At 70.3% G+C, this 19,424-nt stretch carries 14 protein-coding genes; 6 read left to right on the plus strand and 8 right to left on the minus strand.

Annotated elements, in window-relative coordinates:
- Nucleotides 1-13 precede the first annotated feature (13 nt).
- A complete protein-coding gene (gene hflX, locus D7Y04_RS05920; RefSeq protein WP_169827771.1) occupies nucleotides 14-1,669 on the minus strand; it encodes a GTPase HflX in 1,656 nt (551 codons plus the stop codon).
- A gap of 166 nt (nucleotides 1,670-1,835) precedes the next feature.
- On the opposite strand from hflX, the gene proB reads away from it, so the two are divergent.
- The gene (gene proB / locus D7Y04_RS05925) at nucleotides 1,836-2,960 is read left to right on the plus strand and encodes a glutamate 5-kinase (RefSeq protein WP_121759290.1); all 1,125 of its coding nucleotides are present in this window, start codon (nucleotides 1,836-1,838) and stop codon (nucleotides 2,958-2,960) included.
- Nucleotides 2,961-2,982: 22 nt separating this feature from the next.
- Here proB and D7Y04_RS05930 read toward each other — a convergent pair whose 3' ends face one another.
- The gene (locus D7Y04_RS05930; protein ID WP_171809096.1) at nucleotides 2,983-3,456 is read right to left on the minus strand and encodes a hypothetical protein; all 474 of its coding nucleotides are present in this window, start codon (nucleotides 3,454-3,456) and stop codon (nucleotides 2,983-2,985) included.
- Nucleotides 3,457-3,816: 360 nt separating this feature from the next.
- On the opposite strand from D7Y04_RS05930, the gene D7Y04_RS05935 reads away from it, so the two are divergent.
- The 5 genes from D7Y04_RS05935 to acnA all read left to right on the plus strand — a co-directional run bounded on the left by D7Y04_RS05935 (nucleotide 3,817) and on the right by acnA (nucleotide 11,614).
- Nucleotides 3,817-4,842, plus strand: coding sequence for a YafY family protein (locus D7Y04_RS05935; protein ID WP_120576864.1), 1,026 nt, complete (start codon nucleotides 3,817-3,819; stop codon nucleotides 4,840-4,842).
- Nucleotides 4,839-5,768 (plus strand): YafY family protein, encoded by a 930-nt coding sequence (locus D7Y04_RS05940; protein WP_120576863.1) that lies wholly within the window; start codon nucleotides 4,839-4,841, stop codon nucleotides 5,766-5,768. Before D7Y04_RS05935 ends, D7Y04_RS05940 begins: the two co-directional genes overlap by 4 nt.
- A gap of 6 nt (nucleotides 5,769-5,774) precedes the next feature.
- Entirely contained in the window at nucleotides 5,775-7,394 is a 1,620-nt protein-coding gene (locus D7Y04_RS05945; protein WP_121758592.1) for an FHA domain-containing protein, read from the plus strand.
- A gap of 99 nt (nucleotides 7,395-7,493) precedes the next feature.
- Nucleotides 7,494-8,753, plus strand: coding sequence for a phosphatidylserine/phosphatidylglycerophosphate/cardiolipin synthase family protein (locus D7Y04_RS05950; RefSeq protein ID WP_120576861.1), 1,260 nt, complete (start codon nucleotides 7,494-7,496; stop codon nucleotides 8,751-8,753).
- 128 nt (nucleotides 8,754-8,881) lie between these two features.
- Nucleotides 8,882-11,614 carry an aconitate hydratase AcnA gene (acnA, locus tag D7Y04_RS05955; protein ID WP_121758593.1) on the plus strand — a complete coding sequence of 911 codons (2,733 nt, stop codon included), beginning with the start codon at nucleotides 8,882-8,884 and terminating at the stop codon, nucleotides 11,612-11,614.
- 79 nt (nucleotides 11,615-11,693) lie between these two features.
- Here the strand turns inward: acnA and D7Y04_RS05960 are convergent, their stop codons facing one another.
- From D7Y04_RS05960 to D7Y04_RS05985, 6 genes are all read right to left on the minus strand, one after another.
- Nucleotides 11,694-12,116, minus strand: coding sequence for an HD domain-containing protein (locus D7Y04_RS05960; RefSeq protein WP_120576859.1), 423 nt, complete (start codon nucleotides 12,114-12,116; stop codon nucleotides 11,694-11,696).
- Nucleotides 12,117-12,147: 31 nt separating this feature from the next.
- Nucleotides 12,148-12,774 carry a hypothetical protein gene (locus tag D7Y04_RS05965; RefSeq protein WP_120598977.1) on the minus strand — a complete coding sequence of 209 codons (627 nt, stop codon included), beginning with the start codon at nucleotides 12,772-12,774 and terminating at the stop codon, nucleotides 12,148-12,150.
- Nucleotides 12,775-12,800: 26 nt separating this feature from the next.
- Nucleotides 12,801-13,916, minus strand: a complete 1,116-nt coding sequence (locus D7Y04_RS05970; protein WP_120598978.1) for a PilW family protein — start codon at nucleotides 13,914-13,916, stop codon at nucleotides 12,801-12,803.
- Entirely contained in the window at nucleotides 13,913-14,512 is a 600-nt protein-coding gene (locus D7Y04_RS05975; protein ID WP_120576856.1) for a type II secretion system protein, read from the minus strand. Before D7Y04_RS05975 ends, D7Y04_RS05970 begins: the two co-directional genes overlap by 4 nt.
- Nucleotides 14,509-18,750: a hypothetical protein gene (locus D7Y04_RS05980; RefSeq protein WP_121758594.1), complete on the minus strand. Its 4,242-nt coding sequence runs from the start codon at nucleotides 18,748-18,750 to the stop codon at nucleotides 14,509-14,511. Before D7Y04_RS05980 ends, D7Y04_RS05975 begins: the two co-directional genes overlap by 4 nt.
- Nucleotides 18,751-18,955: 205 nt before the next feature.
- Nucleotides 18,956-19,348: a peptide chain release factor-like protein gene (locus D7Y04_RS05985; RefSeq protein WP_120598980.1), complete on the minus strand. Its 393-nt coding sequence runs from the start codon at nucleotides 19,346-19,348 to the stop codon at nucleotides 18,956-18,958.
- Nucleotides 19,349-19,424 lie beyond the last annotated feature (76 nt).

The following is a 19,424-nucleotide window of genomic DNA, read 5'->3' on the forward strand; positions in this document are numbered from 1 at the left end:
AACCCGCCCACCGTCAGACGACGCCGATGGACTCGGACGCACCCTCGGCGAACAGGGTGATGTCCGCCTTGGCCAGGAGCGTGGACAGGCCCTCGCGCTTCACCGCGCTGATGGCCACGCCGCCCAGGGAGCGCAAGAGCGACTCCACCTCGTCCGCGGACAGCTGGTCCGCCTTGTTCCACACCATCAGGCGCGGCTTCTCCATCAAGCCCAGCGAGGCGAGGATCTTCTCCACCGCCTCCACCTGGTCGTCGCGTGCCGGGTCGCTCGCGTCCACCACGTGCAACAGGAGGCTTGCGTCGTACAGCTCCTCCAGCGTGGCGCGGAAGGCCGCCACCAGGTCCTTGGGCAGGTCCCGGATGAAGCCCACCGTGTCGGTGATGATGACCTCGCGCTCCTGCGGGAAGCGCAGCCGGCGGCTCGTGGGGTCCAGCGTGGCGAACAGCTTGTCCTCCGCCAGCACCTCCGCGTTGGTGATGGCGTTGAGCAGCGTGGACTTGCCCGCGTTGGTGTAGCCCACGATGGAGATGACCGGCACCTCGCGCCGGTTGCGCTGCGCCCGGCGGACGCTGCGCTCGCGGCTGATGACGTCGATGCGGCGCTCCAGGTTGGTGATGCGCTCGCGCACGCGGCGACGGTCGATTTCGAGCTTCGTCTCACCCGGGCCGCGGCCGCCCACGCCACCGCCCATGAGGCGGCTGAGCGAGTCATCCCCCTGCACCAGCCGAGGCAGCCGGTACTTCAGCTGCGCCAGCTCCACCTGCAGCTTGCCCTCGGCCGTCTGCGCGCGCTGCGCGAAGATGTCCAGGATGAGCTGTGTGCGGTCGAGAATCTTCAGGCTCGTCGCATCTCCGATGTGCCGCCCCTGCGACGGGGTGAGGTCCTTGTCGAAGATGAGCAGGTCCACCATGGACTGCATGGAGCGCAGGTTCAGGTCCTCCAGCTTGCCCCGGCCGATGAGGTAGCGCGGATCCGCTTCGCGCTTCATCTGGAGCACGCTGTCCACCACCTCCACGCCCGCGGTGCGCGCCAGCTCCTTCAGCTCCGCGAGTGAGGACTCCGCCCGGGCGCGGTTGCCGTCCAGGCACACCGCCACCAGGATGGCGCGCTCCTTCCCGGACACCGTGCGCGCGGCGGCCTTGCGGTTGAACTCCTCCTCCAGCGCGTCCAGCGTGGACAGCAGGTCCGGCTGTTCCACGTGCACGGAGGGCAGGGTGGACACGTGCCAGAACTCGCCCGCGCCGTTCTCCGGCACCAGGTAGGCCCAGTGCAGCACGCCGGGCAGGCCTTCGTTGCCCACGCCCACGGCCGCCACGCAGTCCAGGCGCAGGAGCGCGAGGTCCGTGAGGTCGTCCTTCGTCAGGGGTTCGCTCTTCAGGTGCGTGTGCACCAGCCGCAGGCCACGCAGACGAATCTGACCGGCGCGCGCACGGCCGATGTCCGGCAGCTCCAGCTTGTGCGCGTTGCCCACCACGACGTGCTCGATGTCGCCCTTGCGGTTGATGAGGACGCCCACCTGACGGTTGAGCTCGTGCGACAGCTCGGTGAGGTGGCGGGCAAGCTCCGCGGACACGATTTCGCGCGGATCCACGCGGCGGCGGAAGGTGTTGCGCAGCCGCTGCTGCTCGCTCGACTTCAGGCCCAGGGTGTTGCCGAAGATTTCCTTCAAACCGTTTCTCCTGGCGCGGACATCGAACGACCCGCGCTGCATTCAAGGCATTGGATGGACTGGGGCCACCCGCGTTTCATGACAAAGCCCCCCAGCCGGTGTGTCGCGCAGCCTGGTGAACAACCGGCCACGCGCGTCCTTTCCCGTTCCAGCCTACGCTGCCCCTGTGACTGATTCCGCACGCAACGCCTTGCGCGGGGCCCGCCGCGTGGTGGTGAAGATTGGGACCAACGCGCTGACGAGCGCCACGGGCCGCTTCAACCGTGCCCACTTCGACGCGCTGGGGCAGGACCTGATGTGGGCCGCCGGGGGCCGGGAGCTGGTGGTGGTGTCCAGCGGCGCCATCGCCCTGGGCATGGAGCGGCTGGGGCTGCCCGCGCGCCCCCGGGACATCCCAGGCAAGCAGGCGTGCGCGGCGGTAGGGCAGAGCCGCCTGATGCAGGCGTACGAGGAAGCGTTCGGTCACGCGGCCCGGACGGTGGCCCAGGTGCTGCTCACCCACGAGGACGTGCAGGAGCGCCGGCGCTACCTCAACGTGAAGCACACGCTGGAGCGCTTGCTGGCCGCGGGCGTGGTGCCGGTCATCAACGAGAACGACACCGTGTCCGTGGATGAGTTGAAGTTCGGCGACAACGACACGCTGGCGAGCCTGGTGGCCGGCGTGGTGGAGGCGGACGCGCTGGTCCTCCTGTCGGACGTGGAGGGCCTCTACACCGCCGACCCGCGCAAGGACGCCGAAGCCCGCCTGATGCCCGCCGTGCCGCGCGTCACCGCGGACGTGCTGGCCCTGGCTGGCGACGCCACCAGCGAGGTGGGCACGGGAGGCATGGCGTCCAAGGTGCGCGCCGCCGCTCGCGCCGCGGAGCTGGGCATCCCCTGCGTCATCACCTCCGGCGCGGTGCCCGGCCGCCTGCGCGGCGTGCTCCAGGGCGAGGCCGTGGGCACGCTCTTCGAACCCGCCGGACGCCGCAGCGCGCGCACCGCGTGGATCGCCCACGCCCTGAGGCCCCGGGGCCGGCTGGTGGTGGACGCGGGCGCGAAGGAGGCCATCGTCACCGGCAAGCGCAGCCTGCTGCCCAGCGGCGTGACGGGTGTGGAGGGGGACTTCGGCCGGGGAGACCCGGTGGACCTGACGGACTCGGCCGGGACGGTGTTCGCCCGGGGCCTGTCCACCTACGACGCCAATGAACTCAGGCGCATCGCCGGGCGGCGGAGCATGGACATCGAGGCGGTGCTGGGCTACCGCTACCTGGATGAGGCGGTGCACCGCGACGACCTGGCGGTGCTGTAGCCGCGGTCCACGCAAAGGCCGCCTAGATGGAGCAGGAGACGGACTTCACCGTGCCGGTCGCCGGCTCCGTCAGGCGCATCAGCGCGCGGAACTCCGGCGAGTCCACCTTCATCAGGAGCAGCGAAACCTCCAGCTCCCCAGGCACCCGGCCCAGCTGGAGCTTGCGCTCCTGGCCGTGCAGCAGGGCGAGCTGCGAGTGGCCTTCCCCTTCCGGCAGGGACAGGTCCACCTGGAGCTGGAACGAGTCGCCCTCGCCCTTGGGCGTGAGCACCAGCCGGTAGTCCGGCACGGTCGCGCCCGGACGGCGGCGCTCGGCGCGAAGGGTGCGGCCCGCTTCACCCAGCAGCTTGGGCTGGGCAATCAGCCGGCCGTCGCGCCGGACCTCCAGCGCGAAGTAGAGCGGTTCGGAGCGGGCGTGCGCCGGGGCGGAGACGAAGGCCAGTAGCACCAGCGCCAGCCCGGGAAGCCACTTCTTCAGCAGGGAGGTGTGGTTCATGGTCGAGCCCTCGTCAAAAGCTTCGGTCCGCCGCGTCGGCCCCACGGCAGCCAGCAAAGCCTCCAGGAGGCCCGCTGTCGCTTCTCACCCAAATCGACAATGGCCAAGGAATAACCCAGACGCGCCCCGAGTGCGAGCCCCACACCTGGGGTTGTCTGCTGGCTTGCGGACGAAACGAGGGGTACATGACGGTACCTGCTTGCCTGTTCAGGTTGGGGCGGCTATCCCCCCTTGGACGGAGCCAGTGCCCTCCGCTGTTCCCTTTCTGTTCGTTTCCTGGCCTGCCCCTTTCTCCCACCCCGGAAGTCCCCGGTCTCTTGATCTCCCGGGTCCTGTCCGCCATGGTCACCGATCACCTGAATGGACCGCACGGAACGCATCCTTGATCTCGTGGCACTGCTGCTCGACGCGCGGGAACCCATCTCGTGGGCCGAGCTGCGTGAGCACTTCCCCGCTGACTACGGTGGCTCGGATGACGCCGCGGAGCGCAAATTCGAGCGCGACAAGGCGGAACTCGTCGAGCTGGGCTTCCCGCTGAGCTACGTGCAGGGCGACGACGAGCGGCGCGACGGCTACCTCGTCGACCGCAACGTCTACTACCTGCCGGAGGCGGACCTCACGAAGGAGGAGTTGGCCGTGCTCTACGCCGCCGGGTCCGCCGCGCTGGCGTCCGGCGCGTTCCCCGGCCGCGACGACCTGGCGCACGCGCTGCGCAAAATCGGCTTCTTCGCCGGCGAATCCCTGCCCACCCCGCGCGTGCGCATGGAGCTGGGCACCGGCCAGCAGGGGCAGGAGAAGGAGGTCTCCGCCCGCCTGGAGCAGCTCTGGGACGCGTGCTCCGCCCACAAGTGGGTGCAGCTGACCTACGGCAGCCCCCGCAAGGACGGCGTCACGGAGCGGCGCGTGGACCCGTACGGCCTGGCGCTGCGGCGCGGCGTGTGGACGCTGGTGGGCTACTGCCACCTGCGGCAGGGCCTGCGCACCTTCCACGTCCACCGCATCCGCGAGCTGAAGGTGAACACCGCCCGGCCGCGCACGCCGGACTTCGAGGTGCCGGCGGACTTCTCGCTGGACGCCCACGTGGCCTACTTCCCCTGGCAGTACCGCTTCCACGAACCCCTGGAGGTGACGCTCCAGCTGACGGGGCCGCAGGCTTCGCGTGCGGGCTCGCTGTTCCCGGGCGCGGCGCTGGAGCCGGTGTCGGAGGGCGTGGTGCGGGCCCGCTTCCCGGTGACGTTCCTGGACGGGCTGACGCGCTTCGTCCTGTCGCTGGGACAGGACTGCCGTGTGGAGGGGCCTCCGGAGGCGCGCGAGCGCCTGGAGCGGATGGCCGCGAACATCCTGGCGAAGCACGCGCCGGTGGAAGGTCAGCGGGTGAGCGCATGAGCAACGTCCATGAGCGGCTGCGCCGCCTGCTGTTCCTTGTCCCCTACGTTTCGAAGCACCCCGGCGTCACCGTGGAGGCCCTGGCCAAGGCCCTCAACATCAGCCGCGAGGACCTGCTGGAGGAACTGGACCTGCTCACCTGCGTGGGCCGGCCGCCCTTCAACCCGGACGACTACATCGACATCTACGTGGACAACGACCGCGTCTACGTGGACCTGGATCAGCGCCTGTTCGCGCCGCCCCGGCTGACCGCGGGCGAGGCCGCGGCCCTGGCCGCCGCGGCGGAGCTGTTGCGCCCGGCCACCGGCGACGCGCTCCAGAGCGCCCTCACCAAGCTGGAGAACATCATCCCGCCTGCCGCCCGCGAGCGCTTCCGGGACATGTACCGGAAGATCGACGCCTCCGCGGACGCGCCCCCGGCGCTGGGGCCCATCACCCGGGCCATCCTGGAGCGGCTGGAGGTGACGTTCGGCTACGCCAGCCCCGGCCGCCCGGCGGAACCGCGCCGGGTCCGCCCCTACGAGCTGCTCAGCCACCGGGGCCAGTGGTACCTCCAGGGCTTCTGCCACACCCGCCAGGACGCCCGCCTGTTCCGGTTGGACCGCATGGAGGACCTGGCCGTCACCACCACGGCCTTCCAGCCCCCTCCGGACGCCCGCGCGGACGTGCCCAACCCGGCCCGCGGCGCCAGCGAGGCCTCCGTCCGGGTGCGCTTCACCCCCACGGCGGCACCCTACGTGAAGGAGCGCTTCGGCCAGGACGCCCGCCCGCTCGCTGACGGAGGGGTGGAGGTGCGGGTGGCCGGAGACAGTGAGCGCTGGCTCACGCAGTGGGTGCTATCCTTCGGCGGAGAGGCGGAGGTGCTGGAGCCGGCGAGCGCGCGCGCCGCCGTTGCCCGAGCCGTACATGCCTCGATAGGCTCCTAGGACGACATGGCCTTCCAACTGACGATCTCCGAGGGAAAAGACGCCGGCAAGGAGTTCGTCTTCGACCAGGACTCCGTGCTCATCGGGCGCACCTCCGAGTGCGACGTGGTGCTGTACGACCCTGGTATCTCCCGCCGCCACTGCCGCATCTTTCAGGACGGAAGCGGCTACGCGGTGGAGGACCAGAAGAGCGCCAACGGCACGCTCATCAACGGCGCGGCCGTGCAGAAGCAGACGCTGACGGACGGCGACACGCTCACGCTGGGCCCGGTGACGTTCCTCTTCGCGATCGCCGCGGAGGAAGCGACCACCGGCGAGGACGAGAAGCCCGCGGAGGATGGCGCCAACAGCACGCGCATCGTCTCCATCGACTCCTTGCGCAAGCAGCGCAACAAGAAGGCCGCCGCGTCGCTCGTGCCGGAGGGCGCGGACGAGGAGGACCTGCAGGGCATCCGCGCGGAGTCCACGCGCATGAACATGCGCGCCATCCGCCGGCCCACCTCCAACGCCCAGCGCGCCGTGCCGCAGGATCCGCCTCCGCAAGAGGACGCCCCGGCGGCCATCGAAAAGCCCGCTCCCGCGCCCCCGCCCGCGCGCCGCACCGGTTCCCAGTCCTCCCGCGCCGTGGCCCGCACGCCCCGCGCCGGTGGCGCCAGCAGCAGCGCTGGCGGTGGTGGCCTGTCCGCGGCCGAGCGCGCCCGCATCCGTCGTGAGACGCCGGGTCTGGTGGCCAACCTGCGCCTGTTCTGGGCGGAGGCGAACTCCAAGGTCCGCGCGGGCGTGATGGCCGGCGGCGGCGTGGTGGTGCTGGGCCTCTTCGCCCTCATGTACTGGTTGGTGCTGGGCGGCGACACCCAGGTGGCGAAGGGCGAGGAGCCCGTGCGCCTGTCCAACCAGCCCATCACGGACTCGTTCGGTCTGGGCGACGGCGTCACCTGGAACCGGCCGGACATGAAGGTCTTCGAGTGGGAGTTCGTCGCCGCGACGCGCGCGGTGGTCATCCTCCACTACCAGGCCCAGGGCATCTCCAAGGACGAGGTGGTGGTGAGCGTCAACGGCGTGGACGTGGGCAAGGTACCCCCGGACACGCTGGCCAGCCAGGAGCGCTCGCTGGAGCTGATGATTCCGCCCCAGCAGCTGCGCAAGGGCGAGCCCAACCGCATCATCTTCGACAACACCCGCAACCCGCCGGGCGAGGACACCTGGCGCGTGTGGAACGTCTGGGTGGAGCGCGCGCTGCTGCCGGAGCAGCTGTCCACGCAGCAGCTGGTGCAGACGGCCAACGAGTCCTTCAAGAAGGGCCGCAAGAACTTCGACACGCCGGACATCGGCGCGCGCAACCGCTACGAGGCGTGGAAGTCCTTCCGCGAGGCGTGGCTGATGCTGGAGGCCCACCCGGACCCCAAGCCGGACCTCTACTTCGAGGCGCAGGAGTTCATGAAGCGCGCCCAGCAGGAGTTGGATCGCACCTGCTCCAAGCTGCTGCTGGAGGTGGAGGGCTACTACAACCAGGGCCACTTCAAGCAGGCCGCCTCCACGCTGGACCACATGCGCGAGTACTTCCCCGAGTACGACCAGCCGTGCGCCACGCGCGCGGAGAACAAGCGCGTCGAGTTCGGCCTGTAGCGAGCCGTCGTCTACCGGACGGTGCAACCCCGCCAGGGAGGCGGGCGGGGCCCGTCCGGGTTGCCGGTCCCTCCCTCCGTTCCCACCCTGAGTGGGGTGATGCGTGAGCTGGCGGGGGAGGACGGGCGGACGGAGGGGTTGGTTCCAGCGGCGCGCTCGCCGGGACCGGTGCCGGAGCACGGCCCGGTGTGGAGCGCCGGGGTGTCGCGGCGCCTGCTCGCCCGGTACTACCTGCCGCAGCGCCACACCACCCTCCAGGGCAATGCGTGCCGGCTCCTGCGCGACGGCGTGGAGGCCTACCCGGAGATGCTGGAGGCCATCCGCCGGGCGCGCCGCTCCATCCGCCTGGAGACGTACATGTTCGTCACCGACGCGGTGGGCGAGCTGTTCGGCCAGGCCCTCGCGGAGGCCGCCGAGCGCGGCGTGCACGTGAAGGTGCTCTACGACGCGGTGGGCTCGTGGACCAGCCGCAGGAGCTTCTTCGAGGGCCTGCGCCAGCGCGGCGTGGACGTGCGGGCCTTCAAACCCTTCAGCCTCCAGCGCGGGCTGCGCCACCTGCTGCGCCGGGATCACCGCAAGATTCTGGTGGTGGACGGCACGGTGGCCTTCACGGGCGGGGTGAACATCGCGGCGCACTGGGCCCCGGAGGGGCAGGGCGTGGCGTGGCGCGACGACGTGCTGCGGATTGAAGGCCCCGCGGTGCATGAGCTGGAGCGGCGCTTCCTGGCCACGTGGCGGATGATGTTCCGCGACCGCCTGAGCCGGCTGCGCCGGCGGATCCGCGGCGGGGCCCAGGCGCTGGAGGCCCGTCCCCAGAAGGGCGACGTGGGGCTGGCGGTGTTGTCCAGCCGCCGCAGCATCCACCGCGCGTACCTGCACGCCATCCAGCGCGCTCGGGCCAGCGTGCTCATCGCCGCGGGCTACTTCGTGCCGGACCGGCGCATGGTGGCCGCGCTCAAGGACGCGGCGAAGCGGGGCGTGGAGGTGAGTCTGCTGCTCAACGGGGGCAAGAGCGACCACCCGTTCCTCGAGCATGCGACGCGCGCCTTCTACGAGCCGCTGATGGACGCCGGCATCCGCATCTTCGAGTGGCGCCGGGGCGTGCTGCACGCCAAGACAGCCGTGGTGGACGGCGTGTGGGGCACCATCGGGTCGTTCAACCTGGAGCGGCTGTCACTGGCCTTCAACCACGAGGTCAACGCCGTCTTCGCGGACCCCCGGCTGGGTCGCGACCTGGAGGACTCGTTCCGCCTGGATTGCGGCAACTGTCGCGAGGTGGACCTGGCCGCCTTCCGCCGCCGTCCCCTCTGGCAGAAGGCCGTGGAGCGGGTGCTGTACTTCTTCCGCAAGGTGCTCTGAGCGGGGCTGTAAGCCCGGGGTCCGAACCAACCGTCCACCGCCTTCAACGCAGTGCAGGAACCCTTTGCATGCCGGGGGGGACACGCCTAGAAGTTGCGTCATTCCGGCACGGAAGGACGGCAACGCACATGACGGACAGTTTCGGCACCAAGGCCCAGCTCAAGGTGGGCTCGGCGACCTACGACTATTTCAGCCTGGCCACGCTGGCGAAGGCCCACCCGGCGGTCAACCGCCTCCCGTTCTCGCTGAAGGTGCTGCTGGAGAACCTGCTGCGCAATGAGGACGGCCGCGTCGTCAAGCGCGAGCACATCGAGAAGATGCTCGCCTGGGACCCCAAGGCGGCCCCGGAGACCGAGATCTCCTTCCACCCCGCGCGCGTGCTGCTCCAGGACTTCACCGGCGTGCCCGCCGTCGTGGACATGGCCGCCATGCGCGAGGCGCTCGCCGCCATGGGCGGTGATCCCGCCAAAATCAATCCGCGCAACCCGGCGGACCTGGTCATCGACCACTCGGTGCAGATTGATTCGTTCGCCACCACCGCGGCCTTCAAGGAGAACGCGGAGCTGGAGTTCGAGCGCAACCGCGAGCGCTACGCCTTCCTGCGCTGGGGCCAGAGCGCGTTCAAGGGCTTTGGCGTGGTGCCGCCGGACATCGGCATCTGCCACCAGGTGAACCTGGAGTTCCTGGCGCAGGTGACGTTCCGTCAGGGCAGCACCGTGTACCCGGACACGCTGGTGGGCACGGACAGCCACACCACGATGATCAACGGCCTGGGCGTGGTGGGCTGGGGCGTGGGCGGCATCGAGGCGGAGGCGGCGCTGCTGGGCCAGCCCATCACGATGCTGATTCCGCAGGTGGTGGGCTTCAAGCTCACCGGCAAGCTGCCCGCGGGCGCCACGGCCACGGACCTGGTGCTCACCGTCACGCAGATGCTTCGCAAGAAGGGCGTCGTCGGCAAGTTCGTGGAGTTCTACGGCGAGGGCCTGAAGGCGCTGTCGCTGCCGGACCGCGCCACCATCGCGAACATGGCCCCGGAGTACGGCGCCACCATCGGCTTCTTCCCGGTGGACGAGGAGAGCTGCAACTACCTGCGCTTCACCGGCCGCCCGGATGACGTGGTGGCGCTGACGGAGGCGTACGCGAAGGAGCAGGGCCTGTGGCTCAACGCCGGCGCCCAGGAGCCCCTCTTCAGCGACACGCTGGGGCTGGACCTGGCCGCCGTGGTGCCCAGCCTGGCGGGCCCCAAGCGTCCGCAGGACCGCGTGCCCCTGAAGGACATGAAGGCCGGGTACGAGGCGTCGCTCGTGGAGATGCTGTCCGCCGGCAAGAGCAAGGGCGAGGACGACGAAGGCCCCAAGGGCGCGAAGGCCCCCGCGGCCCCGGTGGCCCCGGAGCGGCTGGCCCAGTCCGTCACCGTGAAGGCGGGCAAGCAGAGCTACCAGGTGGGCCATGGCGCGGTGGTCATCGCGTCCATCACCTCCTGCACCAACACGTCCAACCCGGCCGTGCTGGTGGCCGCGGGCATCCTGGCGAAGAAGGCCGTGGAGAAGGGCCTCAAGCCGCAGCCCTGGGTGAAGACGTCCCTGGCCCCGGGCAGCCGCGTGGTGACCGAGTACCTGCGCGACGCGGGCCTGCTGCCCTACCTGGAGGCCGTGGGCTTCCACGTCGTGGGCTACGGCTGCACCACCTGCATCGGCAACTCCGGCCCGCTGCCTGAGTCCGTGTCCAACGCGGTGGTGGAGGGCGACCTGGTGGTGGCGGCGGTGCTGTCCGGCAACCGCAACTTCGAGGGCCGCATCAACCCGCACGTGCGCATGAACTACCTGGCGAGCCCCCCGCTCGTGGTGGCGTACGCGCTGGCCGGTGAAGTGGGCCGCGACCTGGACAACGAGCCGCTGGGCACGGACCCCAACGGCCGCCCGGTGTTCCTCAAGGACATCTGGCCGTCCAACGAGGAGATCAAGGAGACCATCCGCACGGCCGTGAAGCCGGAGCAGTTCCGCAGCCAGTACGCCAACGCCATGGAAGGCGACACGCTCTGGCAGCAGCTGCAGGTGGGCAAGGGCTCCACGTTCAAGTGGGATGAGAAGTCCACCTACGTGCGCAAGCCGCCCTTCTTCGAGAACCTCCCGAAGGAGCCCAAGGCGGTGCAGGACATCAAGGGCGCGCGCGTGCTGGCGCTCCTGGGTGACTCCGTCACGACGGACCACATCTCGCCCGCGGGCAACATCGCGAAGACGAGCCCCGCCGCGAAGTACCTCATGGCGGAGGGCGTGGAGCCCAAGGACTTCAACTCCTACGGCGCGCGCCGCGGCAACCACGAGGTGATGGTGCGCGGCACCTTCGCCAACATCCGCCTGAAGAACCTGCTGGTTCCGGGCGTGGAGGGTGGCGTCACGGTGCACATCCCCACGCGTGAGCGGATGAGCATCTACGACGCGTCCATGAAGTACCAGGCGGACAACATCCCGCTCGTGGTGCTGGCGGGCGCCGAGTACGGCACCGGCTCCAGCCGCGACTGGGCGGCCAAGGGCACGCAGCTCTTGGGCGTGAAGGCCGTCATCGCCAAGAGCTTCGAGCGCATCCACCGCTCCAACCTCGTGGGCATGGGCGTGCTGCCCCTGCAGTTCGAGGCGGGCCAGGACGCGCAGTCGCTGGGCCTCACCGGCCACGAGACGTTCGAAATCACCGGCGTCGCGGACGGCCTCTCGCCGCAGAAGAAGCTCACCGTGAAGGCCATTGGTGAGAAGGGCCCCATCGAGTTCACCGCGGTGTGCCGCATCGACACGCCCAACGAGCTCGACTACTACCGCAACGGCGGCATCCTCCAGTACGTGCTGCGCCAGCTCGCCAAGGCGTAGCGGACAGCACCCGCTGGTTTCGCGGCCCGGCCGCCCTCGCTTCTCGGGAGGGTCGCCGGGCCGTCGTCTTTTCTGGTGGCTACTCCGCGCGCAGGCGCGTCCAGGCGGCCACGTAGCGCGACAGCCGCTCGGCGTCCTTCGGTGTCACGTCCTTCAGGCGGCGCACGTCCATGTTGTCCTCCAGGTCCGCCAGCTTCACGCGGCGGGCCAGGGGGTGGGGACGCAGCCGTTCGATGAAGGCCTCGTAGCTTTCGCCCTCGCGCTTCGTCAGGCAGTCCAGGGCGGACAGCACGTCCTCCGGGTAGCCCATGCCGCGCAGGCGCTCCAGCGTGTACGGCGTGTCCTCCACCACGTCGTGGAGGATGGCCACGGTGCGCTCCGCGTCGGAGGCGAGGCGCAGCATCACCCGCATGGGGTGGAGGATGTAGGGCTGTCCTGCCTTGTCGCGCTGACCCTGGTGCGCGGCCACCGCCAGGGCGATGGCGTCTTCGAGCGTGGGCATGGGCGGAAGCTTCTCACGCCCCGCGGACGGCTCAATGGTTGAGGTTGCCGGAGCCCGTGCCGCCCGCCGTCTGCGCCGTGTAGGCGTGGCCGCCGCCGTTGTACTGGAGGATGCCCTCCACGGCGAGCGCGCTGGGGTCCTGCTGGTTGTTGCCACCCCGGCGCGGAATCAGCGTCTCGCTGATGCAGATGGCGCCCACCACCACCTGTTGATCATTGTCGCGGTTCCACTCCGGGGCGAGCGGTTTGAACTCGTCCTCGTTGTCCCGGATGTAGAGGTACACGTCGTCTTTGCCGTCGCCGTCCAGGTCCGCGAACAGCGCGGGGTTGACCGTCTTGATGGCAGTGCGGCCGGCGGCGGTGCGCGGGTTGGCGGGCGTGGTGTTGGTGGGCGAGCCGATGGGGTCGTAGGCGTCCGGCGTGCTCAGGAAGGTGTTCCACTGGGCGTAGTTGCGGCCGAAGTAGCCGCGCGCCAGTTGCAGGCCGCTCTCCGCGCAGCCCTGACGCTGGCCCGCGCGGCTGGACGTCACGGCGCGCGTGCGCTCGCTGCTGGCGTAGGCCATCACGCCCGCCACCAGGCCCAGGAGCACGGTGACGAGCAGCACGACGAGCAGCAGCGTAGCGCCGCGGGGGGAACGCGAGGAAGCGCGTGGGGACATGGCGGAGGGCCTCACGGAGGACGGACTCACAGGCTGGCGGCGGCCAGGTTGGGCAGCTCCGCCCGGCGGGAGAAGAGGCTGCGGAAGTAGCCGTCCGCGGGAGCCGCGGCCGGTGTGTGGTTCTCCACCGCGATGGGCAGGTCGTCGGTCAGGACGTCCTTGCTCTGCGTGTCGCGGCGGGGCGAGCGGCCGGTGGCCACCACGCTGATGCGCACCGAGCGCAGGCCCGGCGTGTACTCGGGGCTGAGGCCGTTCTGGAAGTCGTAGCGGGTGGGGTCGCCCGTGTTGGTGGCGTCGATGCCGAACGTCACCTGGAAGTCCTCCACGTAGTCCTGCACCACCACCGGGTCTGCCATGTCCATGAAGGGGCGCCCTGACACGTCGCTGCCGGGGATGCCCTCCGCGCGCATCAGCGCCTTGCGGCCGTTGCTCGCATTGGTGCCGATGAAGAAGTGCAACAGCCGCACGGGGTACACCAGGTCGCCCTTCTGGAAGCCGCCCTTGTGGGGCGCGTTGGAGAAGCCCGCCACGCTGGTCTCCAGGAAGTTCACCGTGGCCGTGGGCGGGCTGCTCGTCACCGACGCCTGGGTGAGCAGCGCGGCGCTCTTCATGTTGCTGGCCACCAGCATGGGGTTGGTGGGCGCGGCGCCGGAGAGCGTGCCCGCGCAGTTGACCTCCAGGGCGCCGGTGCCCGGCTTCACCACCGTCATCGCCGCGCCCGGCGCGCAGTCGCGGCCCAGGTAGTTGCGGTCCGGTATCACCAGCCACAGGTCATCGCTGCCGTTCGTGCCCGGCGCGTTGCCGGTCGTGGTGGCGGCGAGCACGCCCGTGCCCGCGCCGTCACCGCCGAAGACGGAGTTGATGCGCAGGGGCGTGCCGCTGGACACCACCCAGAGGCCCTCGGACATCCCCGCGCCGGCCTGGCGCACCGCCGACAGCAGCGTCTCTCCCGCGAGCCTCGCGTTGTCGTGGCTGTCCGCCACGTGCTCCGTGTTGTGCACCACGCGCCCGCCCGCCAGCAGCAGCGCGGTGGCCGCCGCCAGGACGATGGCGGTGAGCGTCGCGGCCACCATCGTCTCCAGCAGCGTCATGCCGCGCGCGTTCGCCCGAAGCTTCGTCCGGAACTTCGACCGGATCCTCATTGGACGAAGACCTCGCTGTGCACGATGGCGCGGTCCAGGCTGTCGCCCTTGCGGTACGCGCGCGTCCAGAAGGTGAAGGGCAGGGCCCCGGCGGGCACCATCGCCTGGGCCGCGGGCGGCAGGTCCTTGGGCAGCCCCTGCGTCACCAGGACCTCGCGGCAGTAGACGTCTCGGGGCAGCACCGTGTCCGGGGTGACGGTGGTGCAGGGCGTGCCGGCGGGCACGTCCAGCGCGGGCTCCACCTGGCCCGTGGGGCGCACGCGGAAGTAGGCGCCGGTGCCGATGTCGCCCGTCTGCGGCGTGCTGGGGTCCAGCACCCAGGGCGCCGTGGCCAGCGCCACGTCCGCGGGGAAGAGCGCGGGCCTGGGGATGGCCTGATTGGCCAGCTCCATCTTGGACGCGAGCCACAGCCGCTGCACGCGCGCCTCCAGCAGCATGCGCCGGCCCTGGAGCACCTGGCCGTCCTTCACGTCGCGGGTGGCGGCCACCATGCCCATCACGGCGCCCACCGCGGCCAGCGCCAGGACGCACGTGGCGATGAGCACCTCCAACAGGCTGCTGCCTCGCCGGGCGGCGGAAGAGGGAAGGGCTCTCATTCGAGGAACCTCTGGCTCCAGTTGAGGAGCTGGTAGAGCACGCCGTTGTTGCCGTCCACGGAGTCCTTCGCGTTGGGGCTGGAGGCTCCGGTGTTGGTCGCGTTGTCGATGCGCGTGACGCGCAGGGCGCTCACCTCCGCGCCCACCACGAAGTCCGTGGACGCGCCGCCGCTGTCGCGGTGGTAGACGGCCACGCCGCCGTAGTTGGCCAGCGTCGCGCCGCTCATGGGCTGGATGCCCGCCTGCGTGGTCGCTGTATTGCCCAGGTCGATGCTGTACGTGTGGCCGCCAACGGACGCGCTCAGCAGCATGGGGTCGTTCACGGACTCCTCCGCGGTGCTGAAGTACGCGGTGCGCCCGGCGATGGTGATGTTGCCGTAGACGTGCTCGGGCGCCGGGAAGATGAGCGGGAAGGGCGCGGGCTCCTGGAGCACGCCGAAGGTGTTCGCCTCCGTGTGGGCCAGGTTCGCGTTGATGGGCGAGCCGTCCAGCCGATAGCCATCCGTTCCCATGGGCAGCCGGAGGCCCGCGTCCAGGAGCAGCGCGTGGAAGCGGCCGCCCACCGTGTCCGGGACCCAGTCCATGCCGGCGGTGCCCACCAGGGCCACCACCTTGCCCTTGTACTGGCTGAAGGCGGAGGCGTTCGCCGCGTCGAGCGGAATGCGCGCCAGGCCCACGTTGGTGCTGATGGGCTGACTGGTGACGGGCAGCCCGCCGATGTTCATCGCCGTGTACTTGCAGGGCGCGGCTTCCGAGCACGCGGGGCCCATGCGCGCCACGTTGATGTTCATGCCGGTGGACGCGTCCAGCTCCCAGAGCTTGCCCTCCATGTCGCCCACGTAGAGGCGCGCGGCGCCGCTCGAGTCCTGCGACACGGTGGGCGCGGCGGGCGCGCTGTTGTCCACGCTGCTGGTATAGGCCTGCTGCCACTGCCACAGCTTCTGGCCGGTGGCCACGTCGATGGCGAACACCTGCACGCCCTTGGCGGGAGAGCCGGGCGAGCCCGACACCGGCAGCGCGCCGGAGCTGCTGGAGGCGACGAAGACGGCGTACACGGGCTCCATGCCCAGCCGGCCCACGCCCACGGACAGCCCGCGCGAGCCACCCAGGCCGCTGTAGTCATAGAGGCCGCTCGGCTGACGGCCCGGGTCCGCGCGCGGCGGCAGCAGGAAGAGGCTCGAGTCCTCGTCCCAGGTGTACGTCCAGTCCATGCCGCCCTGGCCCTTGTCCGCCAGCGCCACCGCGGAGTTCGGCGCGCTGGAGGTGGCGTAGTGGCTGCCCACCAGGTGCCACAGCAGCACGGGCTTGAGCGGGTTGGTGACGTCCATCGCGAAGAGGTCGCGCCCCGTCTGGCCCACGTTGGCGACGAGCACGGTGTGCCATTCGCGGCGGCCGGTGCCCACGAAGTCCGCGAACACGTCGAAGACGGCGGGCGCGCTGTTCACCCGCGCGGTGTTGTTGCGCAGGCCCGCAAGCTGCGTGGCCGGCAGGAAGCTCCAGAGCTCCGTGCCCGGCGGGGGCGTGGTGCCGTTGCGGAAGCGCTGGGCGAAGTCCGTCTTGAAGCGCGCGCTCGCGTCCGGGTTGGGGAAGTTCAGGCTCTGCGCGGGGCCGTCATAGCGCGCGCCGCCGGAGACGTAGAAGGCGTGCACCTGGCCGTCCAGGCCCGCCGCGTAGGCCACCGTGGGGCGGGCGGCGGTCTTGTCCTGGATGAGGGGGCTGGCCGTCACCACCACGGGCGACGAGTGGATGAAGCCGCCCAGGTGCGCCTTGTTGTCCGCGTCCTCGTTGTTGCACTGGGTGACGGAGGGCTCGAGGACGGGCGTCTCGCCGGCGCCGTCGTTGCCGGACACCGTGGCGTAGCAGTAGCCGCGCACCCGCTGGAGCATCATCGCCACCGCGTTGAAGTCCACGCCCAGCTGCAGCTTGTTGATGATCTCGTTGGCGACGCCGAAGTCCGTCCCGGCCAGCTGCGGCGAGTACTGCGTCGCCTGCTGCAGGTCGCAGATTCCGTCCGGGCCCTTCACGAAGTCGTAGCGGAAGCTGCCGTCGCGCGCCGTGGCGCGGCCGAGCTTCAGCTCGTCCACGCAGCCGGTGTTGGGGACCGAGCCGTAGTTGCGGTTGATGCGCGTGCCGGAGACCTCCTCCGGCTTCCAGCCCACCTGCATCACCCCGTGCGGCGCGGTGCGGCCGGCGGCCAGCGTCGGGTTCACCGTCACCTCGCCGCCGAAGTAGGTGAAGAGGTTGCGGTCGCCGGGCGCGGGCATGCGCGCGTCCGCGTTCCACAGCGTTCCGTCCGACAGCGAGTTCTCCCCCGTGGACAGCGCATCCCCGCCAATGAGCGAGTGCGCGCGCAGCGTGCCCGGGTAGTAGGGGAACACCCAGTGCGAGCCCTGCGCGGGCGTGTACGTGTCCGCGCCGGGCGGGTAGCCCGTCACGGCGTTGTAGGAGGTCTTGAACAGCAGGGCGCGCGAGCCGTTGGTGTCGCTGCCGTTGGTGTCGTCCAGCGCGACGGGCGCGGACACGGTGCGCTCGCTCTGCAGCGGTTCGTTTCCCAGGTTGAGCAGCGTGTTGAGCACGATGCGCGTGCCCGCGACGCTGTCCTTGAAGTCATGGCCCGCCAGGTAGACGATGGTCGCCTTCTGCGGATCATTGTCCTTCTGGTTGAAGGAGAAGAAGTCGTTGCCGCGAAGGGCATTCGCCGCCACGTGCGTGGGGTTGTCGTACTGGTTGCCCGGGGCGTAGTTCACCCAGCTCACCGCCAGCCGGCGCACGCCGTTCTTGAAGGTCGTCCGGTAGTTCTCCGTCTCGCCCGCCACGTTGTTGAAGCGGAAGTCACCCAGCTGGGAGAAGGGGTCGCCCGGGTTGGGGTAGACGATGCAGGCGGGCCGGGGCGAGGACTCGTTCATGTAGTCCGGGTCCGTGCAGTTGCGGCCGTCCCAGTTCTTGCCGCTGTTGCCCAGCTTGTTCTTCTCGAAGTTGACGTCGCCCTGGAAGCGAGTGGAAGGCACCAGCCCTCCGCCCACCTTGTCGGTGTGCTCGTAGGACCAGATGCTGGTGCACTCGGCGAACAGGCCGTTGCCGCGCTGGTTGGTGAAGTGGGCGATGTTGTTGAGGACGTTCTCCGCCTGGTTGCCGGCGCCGTCTCCGTTGGACTGGTACGCGGGGCGGGTGCTGTCGCCAATCTGCCAGTGCGGCGCCCAGAACACGCGGTAGCGCGGGCGCAGGGTGACAGGGTCCACGGCGTTGATCAGCCCGTTGGGGAACGCCGTGGTGGAGATGAGGTCCGCGTTGGCGTGCAGCGCGTCGTAGATGAGGCCGGGCTGTCCGCCGTTGAGGTTGCAGCCGCTGGTGGTGCCCTGGGGGCAGCCGCCCGCGCCGGTGAAGTCCAGGCCCGCGTTGCGCAGGTAGTCGTCCAGCATGCCGCCCTTCACGAACGACTTGTCCACCGCGTTGTCGTCGTCCAGGTCCAGCAGGGCGATCTTCGGGGGCACGCGGTTCAGCCGCCGGCCAATGGGCGCGTTGAACTCGATGGTGGCCTGATGCATGCGCACGTAGAAGCAGTTGCTGCCATTGCTGAACGTGTTGCAGCTGCACGTCGTGCGGAACTTCTTCGGCGCGTCCGCTCCGGCGGAGGAGTTCAGGAAGTCGAGCGCGTTCTTCGCGTCCTTCGCGTCGATGATGAACGCGCCGCCCATGTACTGGACGTCGCGGAAGCCGCTGGCGGTGCTGAGCGTGGTGGCAGTGAAGTTCGGCCGCGCCTGGGCGGGGTTGGTGGTGAAGTTGTCGATGTTCGCTTCGGGGAACAGGCCGCTCGCGGGCAGCGCCTGCAGGGGCGGCACCGGCACGACGGGCGCCGCGTCCGCGCGGGAGATGTGGAAGTCGCAGCCGTCATTCCAGCTGGGGTCGTTCCACTGGCCGTTGTGCGGCAGGGGCGGCAGGTGCTTGTTGGTGGGCACGCAGCGGTTGGGGGACCGCTTCGTATCGTCGATGGCCAGGTACACCGTCACCGGGTGGTTGGCGTTGAAGCCGCCCGCCTCGTTGGACTGCAACAGGCGCCACACCAGTCCGTAGGCCGACAGGCTTCCACAGCCCTGCTGGAAGGTGGCCTGCTCCGGAATGATGAGCGCGCCCTGGCTGAAGGTGACGATGTCCGTCGCGGACGCCGGCAGCGCCGTCAGCAGCGCCAGGCCCAGCAGGATTCGCCGCGCCGCGGAAATTCTGGGGGTGATGGGGGCCAAGGGTTCACCGGGGGTTGGAGGCCAACTGACCCCCTCGGGGTCGGAGGTCACCCCTGGCTTGTGCACACCGTATGCCCCGGCGTGGAGGACTCCCGTGCGGGGGGAGCCTTGGAAAGAAACCGTGTGGCTGTGAGTGGACGACCTCAGCGGCTACGCAAAGCTTGCGAGGTCCGCACGTCGTGCATAGCGGCGGAGGCCGGGTCGCCTAATCCGCGACCTTGCCGCCCCGGCCGGCCTTCTTCTCGGAGGTGCGCTTCTTGTCCTCCAGGCGCCGGCGCTTGGAGCCCAGGGTGGGGCGGGTGGCCTTGCGGACCTTGGGGACGAAGGTGAGGGCCTGCAGGCCGGCGCGCAGGCGGCGCACGGCGGCGTCCTTGTTCTGGGACTGGCTGCGGCGCTCGGTGGCGGTGACGGACAGCTCCGTGGGCGGGTGGGAGAGGCGCACGCCGCTGGCGGTGGTGTTGCGGTGCTGGCCGCCGGGTCCGGAGGCGATGAAGAACTCCACGTCGCAGACCTTCAGCAGGGCCTCGTCATCCAGGGAGAGGGCCTCCCGGGCGGCCTGGCGTCGAGCGGGTGCGATGGGTGTGGTCGGCGGCGTCATGGCGGTCCTCAAGTTAGCGCCGCGGAGACGCCGCCGGTACCCCGCGCCTGACACCGGGCGGCGCGGGGCCCCTTCA

Origin of the sequence: Corallococcus sp. AB038B (assembly GCF_003668955.1) — a bacterium.
Classification (GTDB): domain Bacteria; phylum Myxococcota; class Myxococcia; order Myxococcales; family Myxococcaceae; genus Corallococcus; species Corallococcus exiguus.

What these genes read in the sequence shown, in the direction of transcription:
- D7Y04_RS05930 (WP_171809096.1), bottom strand. Translation starts at nt 3,456, where the DNA reads ATGAACCACACCTCCCTGCTGAAGAAGTGGCTTCCCGGGCTGGCGCTG.
- D7Y04_RS05935 (WP_120576864.1), top strand. Translation starts at nt 3,817, where the DNA reads ATGGACCGCACGGAACGCATCCTTGATCTCGTGGCACTGCTGCTCGAC.
- D7Y04_RS05940 (WP_120576863.1), top strand. Translation starts at nt 4,839, where the DNA reads ATGAGCAACGTCCATGAGCGGCTGCGCCGCCTGCTGTTCCTTGTCCCC.
- D7Y04_RS05945 (WP_121758592.1), top strand. Translation starts at nt 5,775, where the DNA reads ATGGCCTTCCAACTGACGATCTCCGAGGGAAAAGACGCCGGCAAGGAG.
- D7Y04_RS05950 (WP_120576861.1), top strand. Translation starts at nt 7,494, where the DNA reads ATGCGTGAGCTGGCGGGGGAGGACGGGCGGACGGAGGGGTTGGTTCCA.
- acnA (WP_121758593.1), top strand. Translation starts at nt 8,882, where the DNA reads ATGACGGACAGTTTCGGCACCAAGGCCCAGCTCAAGGTGGGCTCGGCG.
- D7Y04_RS05960 (WP_120576859.1), bottom strand. Translation starts at nt 12,116, where the DNA reads ATGCCCACGCTCGAAGACGCCATCGCCCTGGCGGTGGCCGCGCACCAG.
- D7Y04_RS05965 (WP_120598977.1), bottom strand. Translation starts at nt 12,774, where the DNA reads ATGTCCCCACGCGCTTCCTCGCGTTCCCCCCGCGGCGCTACGCTGCTG.
- D7Y04_RS05970 (WP_120598978.1), bottom strand. Translation starts at nt 13,916, where the DNA reads ATGAGGATCCGGTCGAAGTTCCGGACGAAGCTTCGGGCGAACGCGCGC.
- D7Y04_RS05975 (WP_120576856.1), bottom strand. Translation starts at nt 14,512, where the DNA reads ATGAGAGCCCTTCCCTCTTCCGCCGCCCGGCGAGGCAGCAGCCTGTTG.
- D7Y04_RS05985 (WP_120598980.1), bottom strand. Translation starts at nt 19,348, where the DNA reads ATGACGCCGCCGACCACACCCATCGCACCCGCTCGACGCCAGGCCGCC.